This is a genomic window from Streptomyces sp. NBC_00341 (genome assembly GCF_041435055.1).
Lineage (GTDB): Bacteria > Actinomycetota > Actinomycetes > Streptomycetales > Streptomycetaceae > Streptomyces.
In genome coordinates this window covers 2,540,762-2,561,269 of record NZ_CP108002.1, presented here as the reverse complement: position 1 = coordinate 2,561,269, position 20,508 = coordinate 2,540,762, and the positions used below count along the sequence as shown (strand labels likewise).

General features: G+C 71.1%; 21 protein-coding genes and 1 pseudogene. 6 read left to right on the top strand and 16 right to left on the bottom strand.

The features are described 5' to 3' along the window. The first annotated feature begins 288 nt into the window (after window positions 1-288). Window positions 289-783, top strand: coding sequence for a DUF3145 domain-containing protein (locus tag OG892_RS11475; protein WP_123526144.1), 495 nt, complete (start codon window positions 289-291; stop codon window positions 781-783). A gap of 256 nt (window positions 784-1,039) precedes the next feature. On the opposite strand, the gene fabF is transcribed toward OG892_RS11475, so the two are convergent. From fabF to OG892_RS11450, 5 genes are all read right to left on the bottom strand, one after another. After that, on the bottom strand, window positions 1,040-2,302 hold the full coding sequence (gene fabF, locus OG892_RS11470) for a beta-ketoacyl-ACP synthase II (RefSeq protein ID WP_073735888.1): 1,263 nt from the start codon (window positions 2,300-2,302) through the stop codon (window positions 1,040-1,042). A gap of 77 nt (window positions 2,303-2,379) precedes the next feature. Beyond that, on the bottom strand, window positions 2,380-2,628 hold the full coding sequence (locus tag OG892_RS11465) for an acyl carrier protein (protein ID WP_053730594.1): 249 nt from the start codon (window positions 2,626-2,628) through the stop codon (window positions 2,380-2,382). Between the two features lie 64 nt (window positions 2,629-2,692). Further along, the gene (locus OG892_RS11460; protein ID WP_073735886.1) at window positions 2,693-3,694 is read right to left on the bottom strand and encodes a ketoacyl-ACP synthase III; all 1,002 of its coding nucleotides are present in this window, start codon (window positions 3,692-3,694) and stop codon (window positions 2,693-2,695) included. A gap of 13 nt (window positions 3,695-3,707) precedes the next feature. Further along, entirely contained in the window at window positions 3,708-4,622 is a 915-nt protein-coding gene (locus OG892_RS11455) for an ACP S-malonyltransferase (protein WP_327336721.1), read from the bottom strand. An 89-nt stretch (window positions 4,623-4,711) separates the two neighbouring features. Then, window positions 4,712-5,911, bottom strand: a complete 1,200-nt coding sequence (locus tag OG892_RS11450) for a CdaR family transcriptional regulator (protein ID WP_185092363.1) — start codon at window positions 5,909-5,911, stop codon at window positions 4,712-4,714. 113 nt (window positions 5,912-6,024) lie between these two features. Between OG892_RS11450 and OG892_RS11445 the strand changes: the two genes are divergently transcribed. After that, on the top strand, window positions 6,025-6,681 hold the full coding sequence (locus tag OG892_RS11445; protein ID WP_371629063.1) for a pirin family protein: 657 nt from the start codon (window positions 6,025-6,027) through the stop codon (window positions 6,679-6,681). A gap of 33 nt (window positions 6,682-6,714) precedes the next feature. Here the strand turns inward: OG892_RS11445 and OG892_RS11440 are convergent, their stop codons facing one another. After that, window positions 6,715-7,029 (bottom strand): hypothetical protein, encoded by a 315-nt coding sequence (locus tag OG892_RS11440; RefSeq protein ID WP_073735882.1) that lies wholly within the window; start codon window positions 7,027-7,029, stop codon window positions 6,715-6,717. Window positions 7,030-7,059: 30 nt separating this feature from the next. Beyond that, window positions 7,060-7,683 (bottom strand): GNAT family N-acetyltransferase, encoded by a 624-nt coding sequence (locus OG892_RS11435; RefSeq protein ID WP_371629062.1) that lies wholly within the window; start codon window positions 7,681-7,683, stop codon window positions 7,060-7,062. A 229-nt stretch (window positions 7,684-7,912) separates the two neighbouring features. Here OG892_RS11435 and OG892_RS11430 point away from each other — a divergent pair, with 229 nt between their 5' ends. Then, a complete protein-coding gene (locus tag OG892_RS11430; protein WP_371629061.1) occupies window positions 7,913-9,946 on the top strand; it encodes an alkaline phosphatase family protein in 2,034 nt (677 codons plus the stop codon). A 64-nt stretch (window positions 9,947-10,010) separates the two neighbouring features. Here OG892_RS11430 and OG892_RS11425 read toward each other — a convergent pair whose 3' ends face one another. Next, window positions 10,011-10,274: a DUF397 domain-containing protein gene (locus tag OG892_RS11425; protein ID WP_371629060.1), complete on the bottom strand. Its 264-nt coding sequence runs from the start codon at window positions 10,272-10,274 to the stop codon at window positions 10,011-10,013. Then, window positions 10,234-11,082 (bottom strand): helix-turn-helix domain-containing protein, encoded by an 849-nt coding sequence (locus OG892_RS11420; RefSeq protein WP_371629059.1) that lies wholly within the window; start codon window positions 11,080-11,082, stop codon window positions 10,234-10,236. Before OG892_RS11420 ends, OG892_RS11425 begins: the two co-directional genes overlap by 41 nt. A gap of 98 nt (window positions 11,083-11,180) precedes the next feature. On the opposite strand from OG892_RS11420, the gene OG892_RS11415 reads away from it, so the two are divergent. Next, window positions 11,181-11,654, top strand: a complete 474-nt coding sequence (locus OG892_RS11415) for an ATP-binding protein (protein WP_371629058.1) — start codon at window positions 11,181-11,183, stop codon at window positions 11,652-11,654. On the opposite strand, the gene OG892_RS11410 is transcribed toward OG892_RS11415, so the two are convergent. Continuing rightward, complete coding sequence (locus OG892_RS11410; protein WP_073735876.1) at window positions 11,620-12,435, bottom strand: serine hydrolase; 816 nt, start codon at window positions 12,433-12,435, stop codon at window positions 11,620-11,622. The two genes, OG892_RS11415 and OG892_RS11410, sit on opposite strands and share 35 nt — an antisense overlap. 80 nt (window positions 12,436-12,515) lie before the next feature. Between OG892_RS11410 and OG892_RS11405 the strand changes: the two genes are divergently transcribed. Together OG892_RS11405 and OG892_RS11400 are read left to right on the top strand one after the other, a co-directional pair. After that, window positions 12,516-12,983, top strand: a complete 468-nt coding sequence (locus OG892_RS11405) for a MerR family transcriptional regulator (RefSeq protein WP_371629057.1) — start codon at window positions 12,516-12,518, stop codon at window positions 12,981-12,983. Continuing rightward, the gene (locus tag OG892_RS11400) at window positions 12,983-13,999 is read left to right on the top strand and encodes an aldo/keto reductase (RefSeq protein WP_327336713.1); all 1,017 of its coding nucleotides are present in this window, start codon (window positions 12,983-12,985) and stop codon (window positions 13,997-13,999) included. The genes OG892_RS11405 and OG892_RS11400 overlap by 1 nt, the downstream gene beginning before the upstream one ends. 41 nt (window positions 14,000-14,040) lie before the next feature. On the opposite strand, the gene OG892_RS11395 is transcribed toward OG892_RS11400, so the two are convergent. The 6 genes and pseudogenes from OG892_RS11395 to OG892_RS11370 form a co-directional block, all read right to left on the bottom strand. Next, window positions 14,041-14,616 carry an RDD family protein gene (locus tag OG892_RS11395; protein ID WP_371629056.1) on the bottom strand — a complete coding sequence of 192 codons (576 nt, stop codon included), beginning with the start codon at window positions 14,614-14,616 and terminating at the stop codon, window positions 14,041-14,043. A 103-nt stretch (window positions 14,617-14,719) separates the two neighbouring features. Next, complete coding sequence (locus OG892_RS11390; protein WP_371629055.1) at window positions 14,720-15,799, bottom strand: alpha/beta hydrolase; 1,080 nt, start codon at window positions 15,797-15,799, stop codon at window positions 14,720-14,722. Between the two features lie 179 nt (window positions 15,800-15,978). Next, window positions 15,979-16,665: a response regulator transcription factor gene (locus OG892_RS11385; protein ID WP_073735871.1), complete on the bottom strand. Its 687-nt coding sequence runs from the start codon at window positions 16,663-16,665 to the stop codon at window positions 15,979-15,981. Then, window positions 16,662-18,081: pseudogene (locus OG892_RS11380) on the bottom strand (sensor histidine kinase). Before OG892_RS11380 ends, OG892_RS11385 begins: the two are co-directional and overlap by 4 nt. A gap of 121 nt (window positions 18,082-18,202) precedes the next feature. Continuing rightward, a complete protein-coding gene (locus tag OG892_RS11375; protein WP_073735870.1) occupies window positions 18,203-19,156 on the bottom strand; it encodes a DUF4429 domain-containing protein in 954 nt (317 codons plus the stop codon). Window positions 19,157-19,240: 84 nt separating this feature from the next. Then, window positions 19,241-20,452, bottom strand: coding sequence for an alpha/beta hydrolase (locus OG892_RS11370; RefSeq protein WP_371629054.1), 1,212 nt, complete (start codon window positions 20,450-20,452; stop codon window positions 19,241-19,243). Window positions 20,453-20,508: the final 56 nt, after the last annotated feature.

Here is a 20,508-nt window from a genome sequence, read left to right as displayed (position 1 = left end):
GCCCCGCTGGGTGAATGCTGAGCGAATCATGGGCCCAGGACCGACGGTACGTCACACCTCGGACGCCGCCGCACGGTAGCTTTTCCCCGTCGAACCAGTGGTTCCTTCGGCTGTCCGGCTCCACTCGGGTGGCTTCCGAACTTCACATCACGTCACATGCTGGCCCCTTTCCGGATATTAACTCCCGATGCTGTTTACTGATGACAACCTCGGGAAGCGGCTGGAAAGAGGCGGTACGGGCGCGAGGCCGCTGGGGAAGGCGAACCTCGTCCCACACTGGAGGTCCCGGTGACGACACGTGGAGTCCTGTACGTTCACTCCGCACCGCGCGCGCTCTGCCCACACGTCGAATGGGCGGTGGCGGGTGTCCTCGGTGTGCGGGTCCAGCTCGACTGGATCAGACAGCCGGCCGCGCCCGGCACCTGGCGGTCCGAGTTCTCCTGGCAGGCCAGGCCCGGCACGGCGTCCAAGCTCGCCTCGGCCCTGCGGGGCTGGGACCTGCTGCGCTTCGAGGTGACGGCGGAGCCGTCGCCCACCGCGGAGGGCGAGCGCTACAGCTCCACGCCCGAGCTGGGCATCTTCCACGCGGTCACCGGCATGCACGGCGACATCCTGGTCCCGGAGGACCGGCTGCGGGCCGCGCTGGCGCGCTCCGTCCGTGGGGAGACGGACCTTGAGGCGGAGATCGCCAAGCTCCTCGGCAAGCCGTGGGACGACGAACTGGAGTCCTTCCGCCACGCGGGCGAGGGCGCGCCGGTCCGCTGGCTCCACCAGGTGGTGTAACCGGGACTCGGTTCGCGGGGCGCTGCCCCCGGAGGCCCCCGCGCCTCAAACGCCGGCGGGGCTTGATTTGCCGGCGAGGCGGGAATCTGCCGCTGGGTTGCCCTTAGCCATGCCAAGGACCGGCGGCCCACTCAAGCCCCTCCGGCGATTGAGGAGCGGGGGTTTGGGGGCAGCGCCCCCAAGAAGGGCCGCGCACAGCAGGAAGCCCGCCTCCCCGGTACGGGGGAAGCGGGCTTCACGCGTAAAGGCGGAAAGGTCACACGCTACGGAACGCCAGCACCACGTTGTGCCCGCCGAACCCGAACGAGTTGTTGATCGCCGCGACCGGCCCCTCCGGCAGCGGCCGGGGCGTGTCGCGCACGATGTCCGCCTCGACCGCGTCGTCGAGGTTCTCGACGTTGATGGTCGGGGGAGCCATCCGGTGGTGCAGCGCCAGGACCGTCGCGACGGTCTCGATGCCGCCCGCGCCACCGAGCAGGTGCCCCGTCATCGACTTCGTCGCGGAGATCGCGACATGGTCCAGGTCGTCGCCCAGGATCTTGCGCAGCGCCCTCAGCTCCGCCACATCGCCCTGCGGCGTGGACGTCGCGTGCGCGTTGAGGTGCACGACCTCGGACGGCTTGAGGTCCGTCTGGTCCAGCAGGTTCTGCATCGCCGCGGCGATACCGCGCCCGGTCGGTTCGGGCTGCGCGATGTGGTGGGCGTCCGCGGACAGCCCCTGGCCCAGCACCTCGGCGTAGACCCGGGCGCCACGCGCGGCGGCGTGTTCCGCGGACTCCAGGACGACGACACCGGCGCCCTCGCCGAGGACGAAGCCGTCACGGGCCGTGTCGTACGGACGCGAGGCCTTCTCGGGCTCGTCGTTGCTCTTGGACATCGCCATCATGTTGGCGAACGCGGCGATCGGCAGCGGGTGGATGGCCGCCTCCGTACCGCCTGCGAGGACCACATCTGCACGGCCGGTGCGGATCATCTCGACGGCGTACCCGATCGCCTCCGCGCCCGACGCACAGGCGGAGACCGGGGTGTGGACGCCCGCCTGGGCGTTCACCTCGATACCGACGTTGGCGGCCGGGCCGTTGGGCATGAGCATGGGAACGGTGTGCGGGGAGACGCGGCGTACGCCCTTCTCCTTCAGCACGTCGTACTGGTCGAGCAGGGTGATCACGCCGCCGATACCGGAGGCGATGACCGAGCCCAGCCGCTCGGGCTGGATCTTGGCGTCCTCACCGGCCTTGCCGGTGAAGCCCGCGTCCGCCCACGCCTCACGGGCCGCGATCAGCGCGAACTGCGCCGAGCGGTCCAGCTTGCGGGCGAGCGGGCGGGGCAGTACGTCGCCCGGGTCGACGGCCGCGAGGGCCGCGATCCGGACGGGCAGTTCGGCGAAACGTTCGCCCTCAAGAGGCTTGACGCCGGACCGGCCGGCCATCAGACCTTCCCAGGTCGATGCGGAATCGCCACCCAGCGGAGTGGTTGCGCCGATACCGGTGACGACCACGGTGCGATTGGTCGAGTTCACTGGAAAATCTTCTCCACGTGTAGAGGGTCGTGAATCAGCGGCGCCACCGCCGGGTGGCGACACACGAACCGGCTGGATCAGGCCTGGTGCTTGAGGATGTAGGAGGCGGCGTCGCCGACCGTCTTGAGGTTCTTGACGTCCTCGTCGGGGATCTTGACGTCGAAGCGCTCCTCGGCGGCGACGACGACCTCGACCATGGACAGCGAGTCGACGTCCAGGTCGTCGGTGAAGGACTTGTCCAGCTGGACGTCCTCGACCGGGATACCAGCGATCTCGTTGACGATCTCGGCGAGACCTTCGACGATCTCTTCCTGCGTGGCGGCCATGTTGGCGCTCCTTCGGTGTATTTCTGCTGGGTTCGGGTGTCCGGGTCGAAAAGACCCGGTGTGCCTAGGGGAGGGTAACGACCGTCGCGGCGTAGACGAGACCCGCCCCGAAGCCGATGACGAGCGCGGTGTCGCCGCTCTTCGCCTGACCGGTCGCCAGAAGCCGCTCCATAGCGAGCGGAATCGAGGCGGCGGAGGTGTTGCCGGTGGTTTCCACGTCACGGGCGACCGTGACGTGCTCCGGCAGCTTCAGGGTCTTCACCATCGAGTCGATGATCCGCATGTTCGCCTGGTGCGGAATGAAGACGTCCAGGTCTTCCGGGGCGATCCCGGCCGCGTCCAGCGCCTGCTGGGCGACCTTCGCCATCTCGAAGACGGCCCAGCGGAAGACCGCCTGGCCCTCCTGCGTGATGGCCGGGAACTTCTCCGGACGGTCGGCGTGGAAGGTGTCCCACGCCACGGTCTGCTTGATCGTGTCCGACTTGTCGCCCTCGGAGCCCCACACCGTGGGGCCGATGGCGGGGACGTCGGACGGGCCGACGATCACGGCCCCGGCGCCGTCACCGAACAGGAACGCCGTCGCGCGGTCGTTCAGGTCGGTGAGGTCGCTCAGCCGCTCCACGCCGATCACGAGCACGTACTGGGCCGAGCCCTCGACGATCATGCCCTTGGCGAGCGTCAGGCCGTAGCCGAAGCCCGCGCAGCCGGCCGAGATGTCGAAGGCGGCGGGCTTGCCCGCGCCGACCTTGTGGGCGATCTCGGTGGCGATGGCCGGGGTCTGCTTGAAGTGCGAGACGGTCGAGACGACGACCGCGCCGATCTGCGACGGGTCGATCCCGGCATCGGCAATGGCCTTGCCGGACGCCTCGACGGACATCGCGGCCACGGTCTCCTCGTCGGAGGCCCAGTGGCGGGTGGCGATGCCGGACCGTGAGCGGATCCACTCGTCGGAGGAGTCGATCGTTTCGAGGATCACCTCGTTCGGCACGACACGGGTCGGGCGGTAGCCGCCGACACCCATGATCCGTGCGTACGGGGCGCCCTTGCTGGGCTTGATCTTCGACATGCTCTCGGGCTCCTTAGGCGCCCGCGTGCTCAGCGATGAGCGCGCGGGCAGCGTCGAGGTCGTCGGGGGTCTTGAGCGCGAGCGTCTTCACGCCCGGCAGCGCGCGCTTGGCGAGACCGGTGAGCGTGCCGCCGGGGCAGGCCTCGATCAGTGCGGTGACGCCCAGTTCCTTGAAGGTCTCCATGCACAGGTCCCAGCGCACCGGGTTGGCGACCTGGCCGACCAGGCGCGAGATGACCTCCGCGCCGGTGGCGACCGCCTTACCGTCGGCGTTCGAGACATATGTCACGGCCGGGTCGGAGACCTCCAGGGCCTCGGCGGCCTCGCGGAGCCGCTCGACGGCGGGAGCCATGTGGTGCGTGTGGAACGCGCCGGCGACCTTCAGGGGCACCACGCGGCGCACTCCCTCGGGCTTGTCCTCGACGAGCGCGGCGATCTGCTCCGCGGTGCCGGCGGCGACGATCTGACCGGCCCCGTTGACGTTCGCCGGGGTCAGTCCGAGCTTCTCCAGGTGCGCGATGGTGACCTCGGGGTCCCCGCCGAGCAGTGCCGCCATACCCGTCTCGGTCACCGCGGCGGCCTCGGCCATGCCGAGCCCCCTGGTGCGTACGAGACGGAGTGCGGCGTCCTCGCCGATGACTCCGGCGAAAGCGGCTGCGGTGATTTCACCAACGCTGTGACCTGCGACGACACTCGGCGACGCGTCGAGTGCGGCAGCGGACAGCAGACCGGCGGCGACCAGCAGCGGCTGGGCCACCGCGGTGTCGCGGATCTCGTCCGCGTCAGCCTTGGTGCCGTAGTGGGCAAGGTCGAGCCCGATGGCGTCGGACCAGGCCGCGATGCGGTCGGCGGCACCGGGGAGGTCGAGCCAGGGAGTCAGGAAGCCGGGCGTCTGAGCGCCTTGGCCGGGAGCGACGAGTACGAGCACCCTCACACTCTCTCTTGTGAACGGTCCGGAACACCCGTGGGGACAGGGACGAAGAACCGTATGGGGAATTGTTGATGTCCGACAAAAGTCTAGGACTGGAGATCCCTGTCGGCCAGACGCCCCAGGATGAGGGCGATCCGGAGTGTGAACGCCGAGCGGACATCCGACGGCGACCAACCGGTGACGTCTGTCACACGTCGCAGCCGGTAGCGCACGGTGTTGGGATGGACGAAGAGCATCCTGGCGGCGCCTTCGAGGCTGCTCGCCTGTTCCAGATACACACTCAGCGTCTCCAGGAGGGCGGAACCCGCTTCTTCGAGCGGTCTGTAGATCTCCTCTACCAACTGGTCCCGCGCGGCCGGGTCGCCCGCCATCGCGCGCTCCGGCAGCAGATCGTCCGCCAGCACCGGCCGGGGGGCGTCCTGCCAGGCGCCGCACGCCTTGAGCCCGGCGGCCGCCGCCTGCGCGGACCGGGTGGCCGCCAGCAGGTCGGGCACCACGGGACCGGCGACGACGGGGCCCGCCGCGTACGGCCCGATCAGCGCCTTCGCGACCTGGAGCGGATTGTCGCTGCCGCCCGCGATGACGACGAGACGGCTGCCGAGCACCCCGGTCAGCACCTGGAGCTTGGCGTGCCGGGCGGCCCGCCTGATGGCCTCCACGGTCAGCTCGCTGTCGCCGTCCGGTGCCGTTCCGAGCAGTACGCAGACGTGCTCGGGGGAGTTCCAGCCGAGCGCGGCGGCCCGGGACACGGCGCCCTCGTCGGCCTCCCCGGAAAGCACCGCGTTGACCACGAGCGATTCGAGCCGGGCATCCCAGGCCCCCCGGGCCTCGGCGGCCTGGGCGTAGACCTGCGCGGTCGCGAAGGCGATCTCGCGGGCGTAGACGAGCAGCGCCTCACGCAGCACCGACTCGTCGCCGGGCGCGGCGACTTCGTCGATCGCGGCCTCCATGACCTCGATCGTCGTACGCACCATCTCGACGGTCTGGCGCAGCGTGATGGCCCGGGTGAGCTCGCGCGGAGCCGTGCCGAAGACATCGGTGGAGATGGCCTGCGGGGTCTCCGGATGCCGGAACCACTCCGTGAACGCGGCGATGCCGGCCTGGGCGACCAGGCCGATCCAGGACCGGTTCTCCGGTGGCATGGCCCGGTACCAGGGCAGTGACTCGTCCATGCGGGCGATCGCGTTCGCGGCCAGCCGGCCGGAGGACTGCTCCAGACGCTTCAGCGTCGCGGCATGGAGATGGGCGTCGTTCGCAGCGGGCTGCTCAGGATCGGGTCGGGGCACGGACACAAGACTGCCCTATCCGGACAGCTGCCCGGAGGGGCGGGGCGGTCCGCGGGTCGTTCCGCCGGGCGGTCCCGGCCCCGGGCGGGGCGGTGCGGGCTACCGTGGGGCGGGTGATTTCCGTACGTCGCTCGGGCGACCGCTTCAGGGGCGGGGACGAGGCGGCCGGCATCGAGTCCCGGCACTCCTTCTCCTTCGGCACCTTCTACGACCCGGACAACCTCCGCTTCGGCCCGGTCCTCGCCTGCAACGAGGAACGCCTCGCCCCCGGCGCGGGCTTCGACGAGCACCCGCACAGCCACACGGAGATCGTGACCTGGGTGGTGGAGGGGGAGCTGACCCACCGCGACTCCGCAGGGCACGCCACGGTCGTACGGGCCGGGGACGTCCAGCACCTCAGCGCGGCGGGCGGGGTCCGGCACGTCGAACGCAACGACGGGGACACCCCGCTGACCTTCCTCCAGATGTGGCTCGCACCGCTGGAGCCCGGCGGTGAACCCTCGTACACGACCGTCGCCGGAATTGCCGACTCCACCCCGTACGCGCTCCCGGAGGCGGGCGCGATGCTCCATGTCCGGCGGCTGGGGGCGGACGAGCGGACGGCGCTGCCGGACTCGCCGCGGGTGTACGTCCATGTGGTCGCCGGAGAGGTGCGGATCGGCGACGAGGCGCTGTCGCCGGGCGATTCGGCGCGGATCACCTCGGAGGAGGGGCTTGAGCTGGTCGCGGGCGGGCCGGCGGAGGTGCTGGTCTGGGAGCTGCCGGACTGATCCGGGAGCCGGAGGTGTCCGCCGGCCGGCCCGTCACCAGTCGAATCCCTCCAGGTCCTCCTCGGTGGCCCTGCGGTGGCCGGTGATCACATCACCGTCGAACTCCACGACGTAGAGATCCTCGTCGTCCAGCCCGCACGCCTTGCACCATTCCGGATAGCCGGGGATTCCGAAGCGCCCCGTCCTCGGGGACCCCTTGGCCCCGGCCGACCACGCGATCGTGTCCCCGACCCGGAACCTGTGCAGCCACACGTCCCCGAAGTGGAACTGGATCACCAGGTCCGCCCGCGAACCGCACTGCGGGCAGGGTGAGTCGCGGGGCACGAACAGCCGGTCGTACACGCCCATCCGGGTCCCGTACCTCTCGCTCGGGCGACATCACCGGCCGGTGCCGGGAAGGGCACCAGGTCCTGTCCCGGTGGTCTCCCGGCGCCACATCGACCACATCGGCGGCCCGGCCCGGAACGTCATCTCCTCGTGCACGGTGAATCCGTGCCGTTCGTAGAATGTCAGGTTGCGCCGGTTGCTCGACTCCAGGAACACCGGACGTCCGTCCGCGTCCGCCCGTTCCAGCAGCCCGCCCAGCACCCCTGATCCGCGCCCGGTGCCGCGGGCGTCGGCGTGGGTGCCGATGTACTCGACGTACCAGTGCGCGGGGTCTGCCGGATGACGGTGCTCCAGTGCCAGCAACCGCAGCCCTGTTCTGGGCAGTTGGGCCCGTCCGGCGCGCAGCAGCGTGCCCGCGTTGCGCAGCAGATAGCTCGCCGGGAGTTTCCACCGGCCGGGCTCCGCCCACACCGCCGCCACCGTGCGGTTCCGGTCGGTCCACACCCGGCCCGCCGGGACCTGCTGGGCGAGGTGCGCGGTGAACAGCAGCCGCAGCCGCCGGTCCCGGTCGTGCGGCATCAGCCAGGACCAGACGGGGTCCTCCGCATAGGCGCTGGCGAGTACGGCGGCTAGCGCCGGGACGTCGGAGGCGGCGGCGCGCACTATGTCGGTCATGGCGGGGGAGGGTATCGGCCATTCGTCATCTCGTACTACCGCATTACCGCGGCCTGTTGGCATCCTCACCCCCGGTAAGTCCCCGACCGGCGCAACGGCGAGAGAGATCATCTGCCGGTGTCTCAGGAGTACGGCCATGGTTCGCCCGCCGTTCGCCGCGGCGGCCTAGATTTCGCAGGCACGCGCCGACATCTGCCCCCTGAATCACTCTCCCCCCAGAGGTCCCCTGATGACTCTCACCACAGAAGACACCGTGAGCCCCGCCCAGGAGTCCCGCATCACCCGGCGCCGGATCCTCCAGACGGCCGCCGTCGCCCTCGGTGCGGTGGCGGCCGGTCCGGTCGCGGAAGCGGTCGCCGGGAAACAGGCCAGTGCCGCCGAATACCACCTGCCCAAGGGGTTCCACGGCGACATCTCCGACCTGAAGCACGTGGTGATCCTGATGCAGGAGAACCGGTCCTTCGACCACTACCTCGGCCAGCTGCCGGGCGTACGCGGGCACCACGACAAGCAGGTCCTGAGATTCCAGGACGGCACCGACGTCTTCCAGCAGCGCGACGCGACCGGCACCATCGTGCCGCCCGCCCCGTCGACCGCCACCTGGAGCGACAACCACAACTTCTACGGCGCCAACGAGGGGCGCTGGAACACCTGGGTGAAGGACAAGGGCGACCACTGCATGTGGTACTACACGCCCGACTACATGCCGTGGATGTACTCGCTCGCCTCCCAGTACACCGTCTGCGACATGAACTTCTGCTCGCTGCACGGCCCGACCATCCCGAACCGCTACTACCTGATGACCGGTTCGGGGGGCGGGGAGGTCACCAACGCCAGGCAGAACGGCTACAGCCGCAGCTGGACCACGGTCCCCGAGCAGCTCCAGCGGGCCGGAATCGACTGGCGGGTCTACTCCGACAACAGCGGCAACGGTGTCACCGGAAGCCTCCAGAGCGGCTTCGTCGGTGAGTACGGCTGCAACGTCACCAACAGCTTCAAGTCCTTCGACCCCCGCACGGCGGACGCGGCCGACCTCGAACCGGGCACCGGAAAGATCTGGAAGGCCAACTCCTTCGTCTACGAGGGCGCCACCACGCCCAACGACGACTCCGAGGCAAACCTCGACGCGGTGCTCCGCGATCTGATCGCCGCCTGCGAGCCGGGCGCCGAGCACCCGCTTCCCGAGGTCTCCTGGGTGGTGATGCCCGCCGCGTGGAGCGAGCACCCGGGCTTCGACACCGTGCACGGCGAGCGCTACATGAACAAGGTCCTCAAGACGCTCCAGAGCAACGAGGACATCTGGAACCACACCCTGGTGATCATCACCTACGACGAGAACGACGGGAAGTTCGACCACGTGCTGCCCCCGCGCCCGGAGCCGGGCACGGCAGGGGAGTTCTCCGGCACCACCCCGTACGGGTTCGGCCCCCGGGTGCCGATGGTGCTGGTCTCGCCGTGGACCCGGGGCGGCTACGTCGCCTCCGAGGTGTTCGACCACACCTCCACCGTGAAGTTCCTGGAGACCTGGGCCTCCCACCTGGGCAAGCCGTTCACCTGCCCGAACATCACCGAATGGCGCCGCTCCGTCGCGGGCGACCTCACCAGCGCGATCGACTTCGCGCACCCGCGCCCCGGGCCGGTCGTCATCGCGGACCCGGTCACCGGAACCCCGCCGAAGCCGTCGCGGAACAGGATGAAGCCGAGGGCCCTCTCCTTCCACCCGCACGCCACCCTCACCGAGGACCGCTCCACGGGCACGGTGACCGCGTCCATGACACTGGCCGGGGGCCCGGCGGGCAAGGCGGTGAGCCTCCAGGTCTTCCCCGACCGGTACCTCGCCTTCGACAACACCCCGTACACGGTGACCGGGGCGGCCCCCCGTTCGTACACCTGGGACGCGACGAAGACCGACGGCAAGTACGCCTTCTCCGTCTACGGACCCGACGGCTTCCTGCGCTCCTTCGCCGGACAGCTGACCCCCGCGGGCCAGAAGAACACCGGCATTCCGCGCGTCGAGGCGGAGTTGGGCGGAGGCAGGCACGCCGTCGTCAGACTGAAGCTGCGCAACGACGGCAGACGTCCCGTCCGTTACACCCTCCAGGCCAACGACTACGTCGGCGGCACCCGGAAGTACACCGTCCCCGGCGGCCACTCGACGGTCGTCCACTGGCCCACGGAGGACGGCTACTACGACGTGGTGCTCACCGCCGACACCGGGACCGGCTGGACCCAGCGGTACGCCGGGCGTGTGTCGACGGTCTGAGCGGCCGGAAGGGGCCCGGGACGACTATCACTGGTCCGTCCCGGGCCCCTTCCTCGTACGAGCCTCAGAGTCCGGCGACGAAGCCGCGCCAGGCGTCGGCCGCGACGACGATGACGGGCCCGTCCTGGACCTTGCTGTCGCGGACGGGGACGGATGCGGCGCAGCCGGTTGCCACCTCGACGCAGCAGCCCCCGGTGTTGCCGCTGTACGACGACTTCCGCCAGGCGGCGCCGCCTGTCACGGTGCACTCGACGCACTCGCCACCGGTGTTTCCGCTGTAGCTGGACTTACGCCACTGCGCGCTCTTCAGGTCGGGGCCGGTCTCCATAACGCTCCTTCATCACGCGGGCGATCAGAGCCGCCGACTCCTCTACGGAGAGGGCGGCAGCCTGAAGATGAGCGTATCGGAGCGAGCCCTCTCTGACCGTGTCGGGGCTGGCGGTCATATGGCCGGAGATGAGGTCCTCGGTGTAGACGACGTCTGGGTCGTCGTCGAAGCGCATGGTGGTGAACGAGCCAGCCAGACTGGAGTGTTCACCTGCCGCGAAGGGCAGTACTTGGATGCGCATCCAGCGGGTGTTCGCGAAGTCCAACAACCGTGCCAGTTGGGCCCGCATGACCTCGTGGCCGCCGATCGGCCGGTGCAGCACGGCCTCGTCCAGGACGGCCCAGGCCAGCGGCGGCCGTTCCTGCTCCAGGATGCGCTGGCGCTCCATCCGGGCGGCGAGCAGGCCCTCCAGATCGTCCGGCATACCGGTGGCCAGCACCGCCCGCGCGTAGTCCTCCGTCTGCAACAGCCCGTAGACCAACTGCGCCTGGTACGTGGAGATGTACGCGGCCTTCGCCTCCATCTCCGCGTACGCCTGGAACCACGTCGGCAGCTGGCTGCGCAGGACCAGGCCCACCAGGCGGGAGAACACGCCGTCCGTGCCGAGGGCGGCGTCCACCCGCTCGGAGAAGTCGCGGGTGGGGATCTTCTTCGTCGTCTCGACCTGGCCGATCAGCGAGCCCGTGCAGAAGATGATGTCGCCCAACTGCTGCTGCCTGAGGCCGGCGGCCTCGCGCTGGCGGCGTAATTCCCAGCCGTAGTAGTCGAGGGGGGACGCGCAGGGGTCGAGTGACTGGATGTTGGCCACAGCGGGGGACCTCCGGTGTGCAGGCGCGATGCGCAACGCCTCGCGGCGTTCGGTTCCTTTGGTAGCCGAGCGTAGTCACTTGCTCGCACGATGGTGACATGAATCACGTAATTGCCCCCTGGACCGAGGCCGAAGAGCCGGTCTACCGATCCGACTTCGCCATGGGTGAGCACTCGGCCCGGCATCTGCGGCGCATCCTGCGGCTCTACCTCAAGGGGTGGGGGCTGATGGCCGTGGCCGACGCGGCGGAGCTCGCATTCACGGAACTCATCGCCAACGTGGTCCGGCACGTGCCGGACCGCCGCTGCCAGACGTTCATCTTCCGGCTCCCGGGCGGCGTGGGTGTCCGCGTCGAGGTGGCGGACGGCTGCCCGGAGGTGCCGCGCGTGGTCGAGGGCGGGGTGCTCGACGAGGGCGGGCGGGGGCTGGTCCTGGTGGATGCCGTCACGGACAAGTGGGGAGTGGAGGTGCGCCGGGACGGCGGCGGCAAGACGGTGTGGTTCGAGTGCCTGGCCGCCGCGTCGACGATCGCCCCGGCTACGCCGCCAGCTCGGCCAGCACCGCGTCCGTGAACGGCGTCCACACCTCGGCCGCCCACGGGCCGAAGGGCCGGTCGGTGAGCGCCACGCAGGCCGCCCCCGCGACGGGGTCGATCCACAGGAACGTGCCGGACTGCCCGAAGTGCCCGAAGGTCGCGGGGGAGGAGTGCGCGCCGGTCCAGTGCGGGGACTTGGAGTCCCGGATCTCGAAGCCGAGGCCCCAGTCGTTGGGGTTCTGGTGGCCGTAGCCGGGCAGGACGCCCTTCAGTCCGGGGTGCACGACGCTCTGCGCCTCCAGCACCGTGCGCGGGTCGAGGAGGCGGGGGGCCTGCACCTCGGCCGCGAACCGGACCAGGTCCTCGACGGTGGAGACGCCGTCGCGGGCGGGGGAGCCGTCCAGGGTGGTCGCGGTCATGTGCAGGGGTTCCAGGACCGCCTGGCGGGCGTATTCCGGGAACGGGATGCCGGTGGCCTTGGCGATATGGTCGCCGAGCACCTCGAAGCCCGCGTTGGAGTACAGCCGCCGGGTGCCGGGCGGGGCCGTCACCCGGTGCTCGTCGAAGGCGAGGCCGCTGGTGTGGGCGAGCAGGTGGCGGACCGTGGACCCCTCGGGGCCCGCAGGCTCGTCGAGCTCGACCGCGCCCTCCTCGTACGCCACCAGCGCCGCGTAGGCGGCGAGCGGCTTGGTGACGGAGGCGAGCGGGAAGCGGTGGCCGCCCGGACCGTGCCGGCCGAGGACGGTGCCGTCCGCTCGTACGACGGCCGCCGCCGCGGTGGGCACGGGCCAGTTCTCGATCATCGCCAGGCTCTGCATGCGTACGAGACTAATACCGGCGGAAAATCGGCTCCGGTTGCGCTTGCTTCGAGTGCACTCCAAGGTTCTAGCGTGGAGGCATGACGGTGATGGAGACCACGACGACTTCGACGAGGACCGATATCTGCGTATCGGCCCCCAAGGCGCACCCGCGCCCCGAGGGGCAGGACCAGTACACGATCAGCGAGGTGGTCGCCTTCACCGGGCTCACCGCACACACGCTGCGCTGGTACGAGCGGATCGGACTGATGCCGCACGTCGACCGGTCACACACCGGTCAGCGCCGTTTCACCAACCGTGACCTGGACTGGCTGACCTTCGTCGGCAAGCTGCGGCTGACCGGGATGCCGGTCGCCCACATGGTCCGTTACGCGGAGCTGCTGCGCGAGGGCGACGACACCTTCGAGGAACGGCAGGAACTGCTGGAGGCGACCCGCCGCGATGTGAAGACGCGGATCGCGGAGCTCCACGACACCCTCGCCGTACTCGACCACAAGATCGACTTTTACGCGGGCGCCCGACGGGCGCCGGAGAGGTCAAGTACCTGATGACTGACAACAAGATCGCCACCGTGGAGCTCGGCAGGGGCGGCCCGCAGGTCGGCGTCCAGGGGCTCGGCTGCATGGGCATGAGCGAGTTCTACGGGGACACCGACGAGTCTTCCGCACGCGAGACGCTGGAGACCGCCCTGGCGGCCGGTGTCACGCTCTTCGACACCGCGGACATCTACGGGAGCGGTTCCAACGAGACGTTCATCGCGCCGTTCGTCGGGGCGCACCGCGACGAGATCACCCTCGCCACCAAGTTCGCCATCGAGCGCCGGGACGACGACCCGCACTACCGGGGCATCCGCAACGACCCCGCGTACATCCGGCAGGCCGTCGAGAACAGCCTGCGGCGGCTGGGCACCGACGTGATCGACCTCTACTACATGCACCGCCGCGACCCGGCCGTGCCGCTGGCCGAGTCCGTGGGCGCCATGGCCGAGCTGGTCCAGCAGGGCAAGGTCAAGCAGCTCGGGCTCAGCGAGGTGACGGGCGCGGAGCTGCGCGAGGCGCACGCCGTGCACCCGATCGCCGCCCTCCAGTCCGAGTGGTCGCTGTTCAGCCGGGACAGCGAGCGCAGCGCGGTGCCCGCCGCCGTGGAGCTCGGCGTGACCCTCGTGCCGTACTCGCCGCTCGGCCGGGGCTTTCTGACCGGGTCCTTCGCGGACGCGGGCAAGGACCTGTCGAAGAACGACTTCCGCCAGTTCCAGCCGCGTTTCACCGGCGACAACGCGAAGACGAACGCCGCGCTGCTGGAGCCGGTCCGCAAGATCGCCGCCGCCCACGGGGCGACCGCCGCCCAGGTGGCGCTGGCCTGGGTGCAGCAGCGTGCCCAGGTGCACGGGCTGGCCGTGGTGCCGATCCCGGGCACCCGCAGGAGCAGCCGCCTGCTGGAGAACGTCGGCGCCACCCGGATCACGCTGACGCCGGAGGAGCTGGCGCAGCTGGAGCCGATCGCCGGCCAGGTCGCGGGGGACCGCTACCCGGACATGAGCTCGACCGCCACCGCCCGCGAATAGCGGCTACGGCTGATCGCGCCCGGCGGACCGACCGGGCGCGGTCAGCCCTTGGCCACCTTGATGACCACGGTGGAGCACATCTTGTCGGCGAAGGTCTGCCTCCTGACGTCCCACAACGGCCAGAGCCAGCCGAGGTAGCAGGCCAGGCTGTCCACTATGTGCGCGAGCTTGCGCACGAACGCCATGCCGAAACCGAGTGTCGTGCCGTCGGCCTCACGGCGCACGCTGATCCGGAGGACCTTCTTGCCGGTCGTCTGGCCGTACCTGCCCTCCCGGTAGAGCTGGTAGAAGCCCATGACGAGGAAGTAGGCCACGCCGACGGCGAAGAAGGGCCCGGGGTCGGCGGTCGCCGGGTCATCGCTCCGCAGGATGTCGATGAACCCCAGCGCGTACATCGGCGCCACGATGATCATCAGGTCGAGCATCCACGCCCCCACCCGCTCTCCCCAGTGGGCCAGCGGCGGCATCCCCGGCCCCGGCATCCCGTACATCCCGGCCGGCGGGTACATCCCGTACGGCTGCTGCATCCCGTACGGCGGCTGCTGCTGGTAGCCGTACTGCGGGGGAGCGTCGTACGGCTGCTGACTGTAGGGGTTGTTCGGATCGCCGTAGCTCATGGCGAGGTTTCTCCCGTGCCGGTAAGAGGTGCGGAGCGCCTGGGCGGTGGGCCGGGTCGGCCGTAACGGCCGTTTGCCCCCGCACAGTTGCAATCGTGAGCGCTCATCGTGCGGGGAGCACCGGTTGCTTGTCCAGTCCGGCATGTGCGCCTTCGGCGATCGCCGCGAACGCGCGCAGCGATTCGGTTCCGGGAGCGAAGTACCCGGTGTGTCCCTGGGCGTCCTCCGCGGGCACCCGGCGGGCGCCGAACGAGGCGGAGGCCGGGTCGGCGCCGTGGCCCAGCCCGGCGAACTCGACGTGGGGCACCTTGTCGATCCAGTCACTGGGGTCCTTGGCGGCCCACACCCGGGCATCGGTGTGCAGGTCGCGGACGTTGTCGGCGCGCATCCCCGGCGATCCGAGGACGACCAGATCCGTGGCGCGCAGCCGGGACGCCGCGAGTCCGCAGACGACGGAGCCGTAACTGTGGCAGAACACGGCGGGCGTGGGCACACCGTCGGCGGCCAGCCCGTCGTCGAACCGGGTCAGCCGGTCGGCCCCGGCCTCCGCGAGCGAACCGGTCGCCGCGTCCACGCCGAGGCCGACGGGGGTGGTGTACCCGGCCCAGGCGATCACGGCGCTGCCCCGGCCGGTCTGCGCGTGGAGGGACCTGGCCATGCCGGCCGGGGTGCCGTAGACATCGGTGCGGCGGTCGAAGGTCCCGGCGTCGATGTCGGAGCCCGGCACCACCACGGACACCTGCCGCGCGGCCCTCAGGTCACCGAAGACCTCGGCCACCTGACCCCGGCCGCGCGGGTCGAACGCGAGGATCTGCCGGTGCGGGTCCGCGGCGAGATGCGCGTACCGGGGATCGTGACTGCTCCTGAGCGCACGGGCGTTGGCGCGGTAGCGCAGCTCGGCCGGTACGCCGTCGAGGTTCCCGACGACGAGCGGGTGCCGCACGACCAGCGTCTGCCGGTCCCGGTCGCTCAACCCCCGGAAGAACGCGCTCACTTCGGAGGGCGTGTCCCGCTCCGGGTCGGGCAGCTCCCGGCCCAGCACCTGGTCCGCCCGCCAGGCGGCGGTGCCGGGCGGCGGCCCGGTCAGCGCCTGCTGGGCGTTGCCGGAAGCCCAGCCGGCCGTCCCGGCCACCACCGTGGTCGCCAGGGCGACCGCCACCAAGGTCCTCGCGTAACGGCGCATCGGGCCCTCCCCCTCCGGCCGAGCCGGATCCCGTCACACCGTTCGGCGCGACGGGAGGAAGGTAGGAAGAGGACGGGTGCGGGGGCGTCACGCCGAGGGGCCAACCGAGGAGTGATACCGGGGTAGGGGGTGTATCAGGGATGCGGGGGGCTGCCGGACGGCCCCGGCGCGCGCGGGCTTCAGGGGCTCTCGCCCGGTACCACCACGCCCGCCTCGTACGCGAAGATCACCGCCTGGGCCCGGTCGCGCAGATCCAGCTTCGCGAGTATCCGCCCGATGTGCGTCTTCACCGTCTGCTCCGCCAGCACCAGCTGCCCCGCGATCTCCTGGTTCGACAGCCCCCGGGCTATCAGCTCCAGCACCTCCGTCTCGCGCGGAGTCAGCCCGTTCAGCCGCAGCGCCGCCCCGCCGCGCCCCGCCCCGGACGGCCGTTGGCGGGCGAAGTCCGCGATCAGGCGCCGGGTCACGGACGGGGCGAGCAGCGCGTCACCCGCCGCCACCACCCGTACCGCCGAGATCAGGTCCGCCGGGGGCGCGTCCTTCAGCAGGAAGCCGGACGCACCGGCGCGCAGCGCCTCGTACACGTAGTCGTCCACGTCGAACGTGGTCAGCATCAGCACCCTCGGCACGTGCGCCACGCCCACCGGCGGGTCCAGCAGCTCGCGTGCCGCCGCCAGTCCGTCCATCTCGGGCATCCGGACATCCATCAGCACCACGTCCGGATGGACCCGGCGGCTGACGTCGATGCCCTGGCGCCCGTCCGGCGCCTCACCGACCACATCGATATCGGCCTGTGCCGCGAGCAGCGCCGCGAACCCCGCCCGCACCATGGCCTGGTCGTCGACGATGATCACACGGATGGTCAAGAGTCCTCCGGAGGCGGGACGGGAGCGGGCGGGGAAGCGGACCGGTCACCCGGCGGCGCCGACGGTGGCCAGCGGCAGCCGCGCGGCCACCCGGAAACCCCCGTCCGGCAGCGGCCCGGTGTCCAGCGTGCCGCCGGTCAACCGTACGCGTTCGCGCATCCCGACCAGCCCGTGTCCCGTCCCCGTCGTCTCCAGCGGCTCGCGCGGCGAACCCGTCTGTTCCGGCGGGCCGTTGACGACCAGCACCGTCAGATGCGCGCCGTCGGAGCTGACCGACACCCGGGTCCGGGCACCCGGCGCGTGCCGGACCACGTTGGCCAGGGCCTCCTGCACGATCCGGTACGCGGACAGGTCGACCGCCTGCGGCAGGCCCGTCAGCCCGGCGGGCAGCGACAGTTCGGCCGGGAGCCCGGCCCGTACCGTCGCCTCCACCAGTTGCTGCAGCCGGTCAAGGCCCGGCTGCGGCGCCCGCTCGCCCTCGGTGCCCTCGCTGCGCAGCACCTGCAGCAGCCGCCGCATCTCCCCGAGGGACTCCCGCGCGCTCGCGGCGATCGACTCGAACTCCTCGCGGACACCGTCCGGAAGGCCGCCAAGCCGGTACGGGGCGGAGTCCGCCTGGACCGTGATCACGGACATGTGGTGCGCGACCACGTCGTGCAGTTCACGGGCGATCCTGGTGCGTTCCTCCAGCAGCGTGCGCCGCGCCCGCTCGGCCTCGCTGATGGTCTCCTGCTCGGCCAGCCGGCGCTGTGCGACGCCGCGTTCCCGTACGGCCGCGCCGATCACCAGCACCACGGCGCCGAGGATCACCAGCAGTAGCGTGCTGCCGTTGCTGCGCTCGGGCGAGATCCGGTACAGGGCCAGACTCGCCGCGCCCGTCGCCAGCCAGACGGCGACCAGGGTGCGCCGGGTCTCCCGCAGGGCGAGTGCGAGCAGCAGGAAGAGGTAGCCGATCAGGGCGGGCGGTGTCCACGGCCAGATGTCGTACGTCTCGGGCGGTCGCGTGAGCGCCAGGACCGCGCCCAGGATGTCGGCCGGGAAGATGATCCACCAGGCCTGCAGCGGCCGGTGCGCCAGCATCAGCAGCGGCGCGGCCTGGGCGACGGCGAGGGCGCCCGCCACCCCGCCGCCCATGGCGTACTGGTCGGTCAGGACCGCGATCGTGACCGGCACGAAGAGCGCCGTGAGGGCGACGACGACGATGTACGGCGTGACCCGCTGCCAGCGCTTCGGGGCGTCGGCCAGCAGCGGGGTCGGCGGATGCGAGGGATGGGACAGCCCGTACGCCATCGGGCCCAGATGGCGGCGGGCGGCGCTCAGCAGACCGTCCGTCGGCGGGGACGCGGGGGGCGGGGGCGGGGATGAAGTGGGCATGGGCTGCTCAGCGTAGGCAGCGCGCCCACCGGTCGGCGTCATACCGGAGTGCTGGTTCCGCGGGCGCCTGCCCCGTACCCGGGTATGACCCGCCCCGGGCTCGTACGGGACAGGCCGCCGCCACAGCTCGGCGAGCAGCTGTCTCGTACGGGGCAGGCCGCCGCTACAGCTCGGCGAGCAGCTGGGCCTTCTTCGCGCTGAACTCGTCGTCCGTCACCAGTCCCGCCCGGTGCAGTTCGCCGAGGTGGTGGATCCGCTCCGCGATGTCCGCAGGGTCGCGCCGCCCGGCGGATGCCAGGGCCGTTGTCGCGGCGGCGGGCGCGGACTGCTTCCTGCGGACGGATTCCAGCACGGCCGCGGCGAACGGCAGCGACTCGTGCACCGGGCCGTAGCCGAGGCCGAAGATCACCGCGGCGGGGTCCTCGTCGGCCCGGGTGGGCCGTGCGGCCACGGACTGCGCGCTCCGGTCGGTGCCCGTGCACAGCGCGGGGCCGGGACCGCCGCCGGCCTCTGTTGTGGCCGGGCCCGTGCCTTCGAGCCCTCTCGGCACCAGCCGCAGATAGCCCTCGAAGGCCTCGGGGGAGCGCCACTCGACGCCGCTCAGCTCGGTGACCGGGAACGTCTGGTCGCCCGCCTTCCACTTCTCGGAGGAGGCGCCCGTCCAGAACCAGCGGAAGGAGATCCGGTCCCCGTCGAAGCTGGCCCGGCCGTCGTACGCCTTGAAGCGCATCGGCGCCTCGGGCGCCGCGACCAGGAAGCGCTCGGCGGGTTCACCCGCGTCGGGGCCCAGCCGGGCCCGCAGCTCGTCCGCGTAGTACTCGGCGAGCGTCTCGCGCTCGGCCGGAAGCACCAGGCGGTACGGGTCGCAGCCGTCCTTGAGCTGCCCGGCCGCGGCCTCCAGCAGCGGGTCGGCGCCGGGTCTCGGGACGGCACGCAGCACCACCGTGCCCCGCTTGCCCGGAGTCAGCGTCACCGACGAAAGCGCCGCGTGCGGGACGCGGCGCTCACGGAGGCTCTGGAAGAGCCTCGGCGTGCGGATACCCCGTTCGAAGCGGATGAGCACGGAGTCGGTGTCGAACTCCCAGGTGGCTTGAATTCCGGCCAGCACATCACCCATGTGCCTCATCGTATGCGGCACTTGCCCGGACGTCCCCCCTTCGAGTCGACGGCAATCCGCGACCGACGCGGCTCTCTACGCGCGTCAGACCGTCTCGTTGCCGGAAATTCGTTCGTGGCAAGCGGTGTCGGCCTGCGCACAGGTCACCGAACCGTAGGTGCCGACACCGATCGCGGCGAAGTTGCCGAGGCTCTCGGTTCCCGGCTCGAAATAGCCGCTGTGGCCGATCGCGTCGCCCGCCGCCGCGATCCGGGCGCCGAAGGCCGGATCGACCGGATCCGCCCCGTGGCCGAGACCGGCGACCTCGAGGTTCGGTACATCCGCGATCCAGTCGTCGTGGTCCCGCATCGCCCACACGTTGGCCCGGGTGTGCAGCGCGCCGGCGTTGTCGGCGCGCATGCCCGGACTGCCCGCGACCGCGATGTCGGTGACCCGGGCGGGCAGTCCGCTCGCCGCCACGCCGCACAGGACCGAGCCGTAGCTGTGGCAGAACAGCGAGACGGGTGCCTGGCCCGGGAGTGCGCCGACGAGCGCGTCGAGCCGGACGGCCCCGCGCTGGGCGAGGTTCCCGAGGGCGGCGTCCATGCCGATGCCCGCGGGCGCGGTGTAGTCGGCCCAGGCGATCACGGCGGTGCGTACGCCGGGGCCCGCGGTCTGCTCCGCGGCGTACAGGGACTTGGCCATGCCGACGGGCGCGGCGTTGGTCTTGGTCCCGGTCCGCTCCAGCGTCAGCAGGTTGGTGTCGACGCCCGGTACGACCACCGAGACCCGTTCGGCCCGGTCGAGATCACCGAAGACCTCGGCGGCGTGGCCCCGGCCCGACGGGTCGAACGCCAGGAAGTGCCGGTCCCGGCCGAGCATCGAGCGGAAGCGGTCCAGCCGGCGGACCGCCTCGGCGCGGCCCTCGGGGGAGAGCCGGCTGTCGTGTGCGCGCTGCTCTTCGACCGTGCCCGCCTGGACGAGCGCGAGCCGGTTGGCCCGGTAGCGCAGGGTGATCGGCGCGCCGTTCAGATTCCCCACCACCAGCGGGTACTTGTCCGCCAGCCGGACGCGCTGCGCGGCCGTGAGCGTGGCGAAGAAGTGTGCCAGTCTGTGCGGCTGGGCGTCGGCGGGGGGAAGCGCGCGGCCCCCTATCGATCCCTTGGCCCAGGAGGCGAGTGCGACAGTGCGTGGCTCGTCGGAGCGTTGATGACGCACGGCGGTCCAGCCCGTGGTCGCCAGCATCACGAACACAACCGCGATGGCGAGCAGAGTGCGCCATGCGGTGAGCGTCGGGGAGGAATCGAAGGAAGTCACTGCGGCCCACATTAGGAGACGCGCGCCGCACGCCGTTAAGCGGGTGACACACATCA

What these genes read in the sequence shown, in the direction of transcription:
- OG892_RS11400 (WP_327336713.1), top strand. Translation starts at nt 12,983, where the DNA reads ATGACTGACAACAAGATCGCCACCGTGGAGCTCGGCAGGGGCGGCCCG.
- OG892_RS11425 (WP_371629060.1), bottom strand. Translation starts at nt 10,274, where the DNA reads ATGGAGACCGGCCCCGACCTGAAGAGCGCGCAGTGGCGTAAGTCCAGC.
- OG892_RS11395 (WP_371629056.1), bottom strand. Translation starts at nt 14,616, where the DNA reads ATGAGCTACGGCGATCCGAACAACCCCTACAGTCAGCAGCCGTACGAC.
- OG892_RS11410 (WP_073735876.1), bottom strand. Translation starts at nt 12,435, where the DNA reads ATGCAGAGCCTGGCGATGATCGAGAACTGGCCCGTGCCCACCGCGGCG.
- OG892_RS11465 (WP_053730594.1), bottom strand. Translation starts at nt 2,628, where the DNA reads ATGGCCGCCACGCAGGAAGAGATCGTCGAAGGTCTCGCCGAGATCGTC.
- OG892_RS11405 (WP_371629057.1), top strand. Translation starts at nt 12,516, where the DNA reads ATGACGGTGATGGAGACCACGACGACTTCGACGAGGACCGATATCTGC.
- OG892_RS11430 (WP_371629061.1), top strand. Translation starts at nt 7,913, where the DNA reads ATGACTCTCACCACAGAAGACACCGTGAGCCCCGCCCAGGAGTCCCGC.
- OG892_RS11435 (WP_371629062.1), bottom strand. Translation starts at nt 7,683, where the DNA reads ATGACCGACATAGTGCGCGCCGCCGCCTCCGACGTCCCGGCGCTAGCC.
- OG892_RS11390 (WP_371629055.1), bottom strand. Translation starts at nt 15,799, where the DNA reads ATGCGCCGTTACGCGAGGACCTTGGTGGCGGTCGCCCTGGCGACCACG.
- OG892_RS11415 (WP_371629058.1), top strand. Translation starts at nt 11,181, where the DNA reads ATGAATCACGTAATTGCCCCCTGGACCGAGGCCGAAGAGCCGGTCTAC.
- OG892_RS11460 (WP_073735886.1), bottom strand. Translation starts at nt 3,694, where the DNA reads ATGTCGAAGATCAAGCCCAGCAAGGGCGCCCCGTACGCACGGATCATG.
- OG892_RS11375 (WP_073735870.1), bottom strand. Translation starts at nt 19,156, where the DNA reads ATGGGTGATGTGCTGGCCGGAATTCAAGCCACCTGGGAGTTCGACACC.
- OG892_RS11440 (WP_073735882.1), bottom strand. Translation starts at nt 7,029, where the DNA reads ATGGGCGTGTACGACCGGCTGTTCGTGCCCCGCGACTCACCCTGCCCG.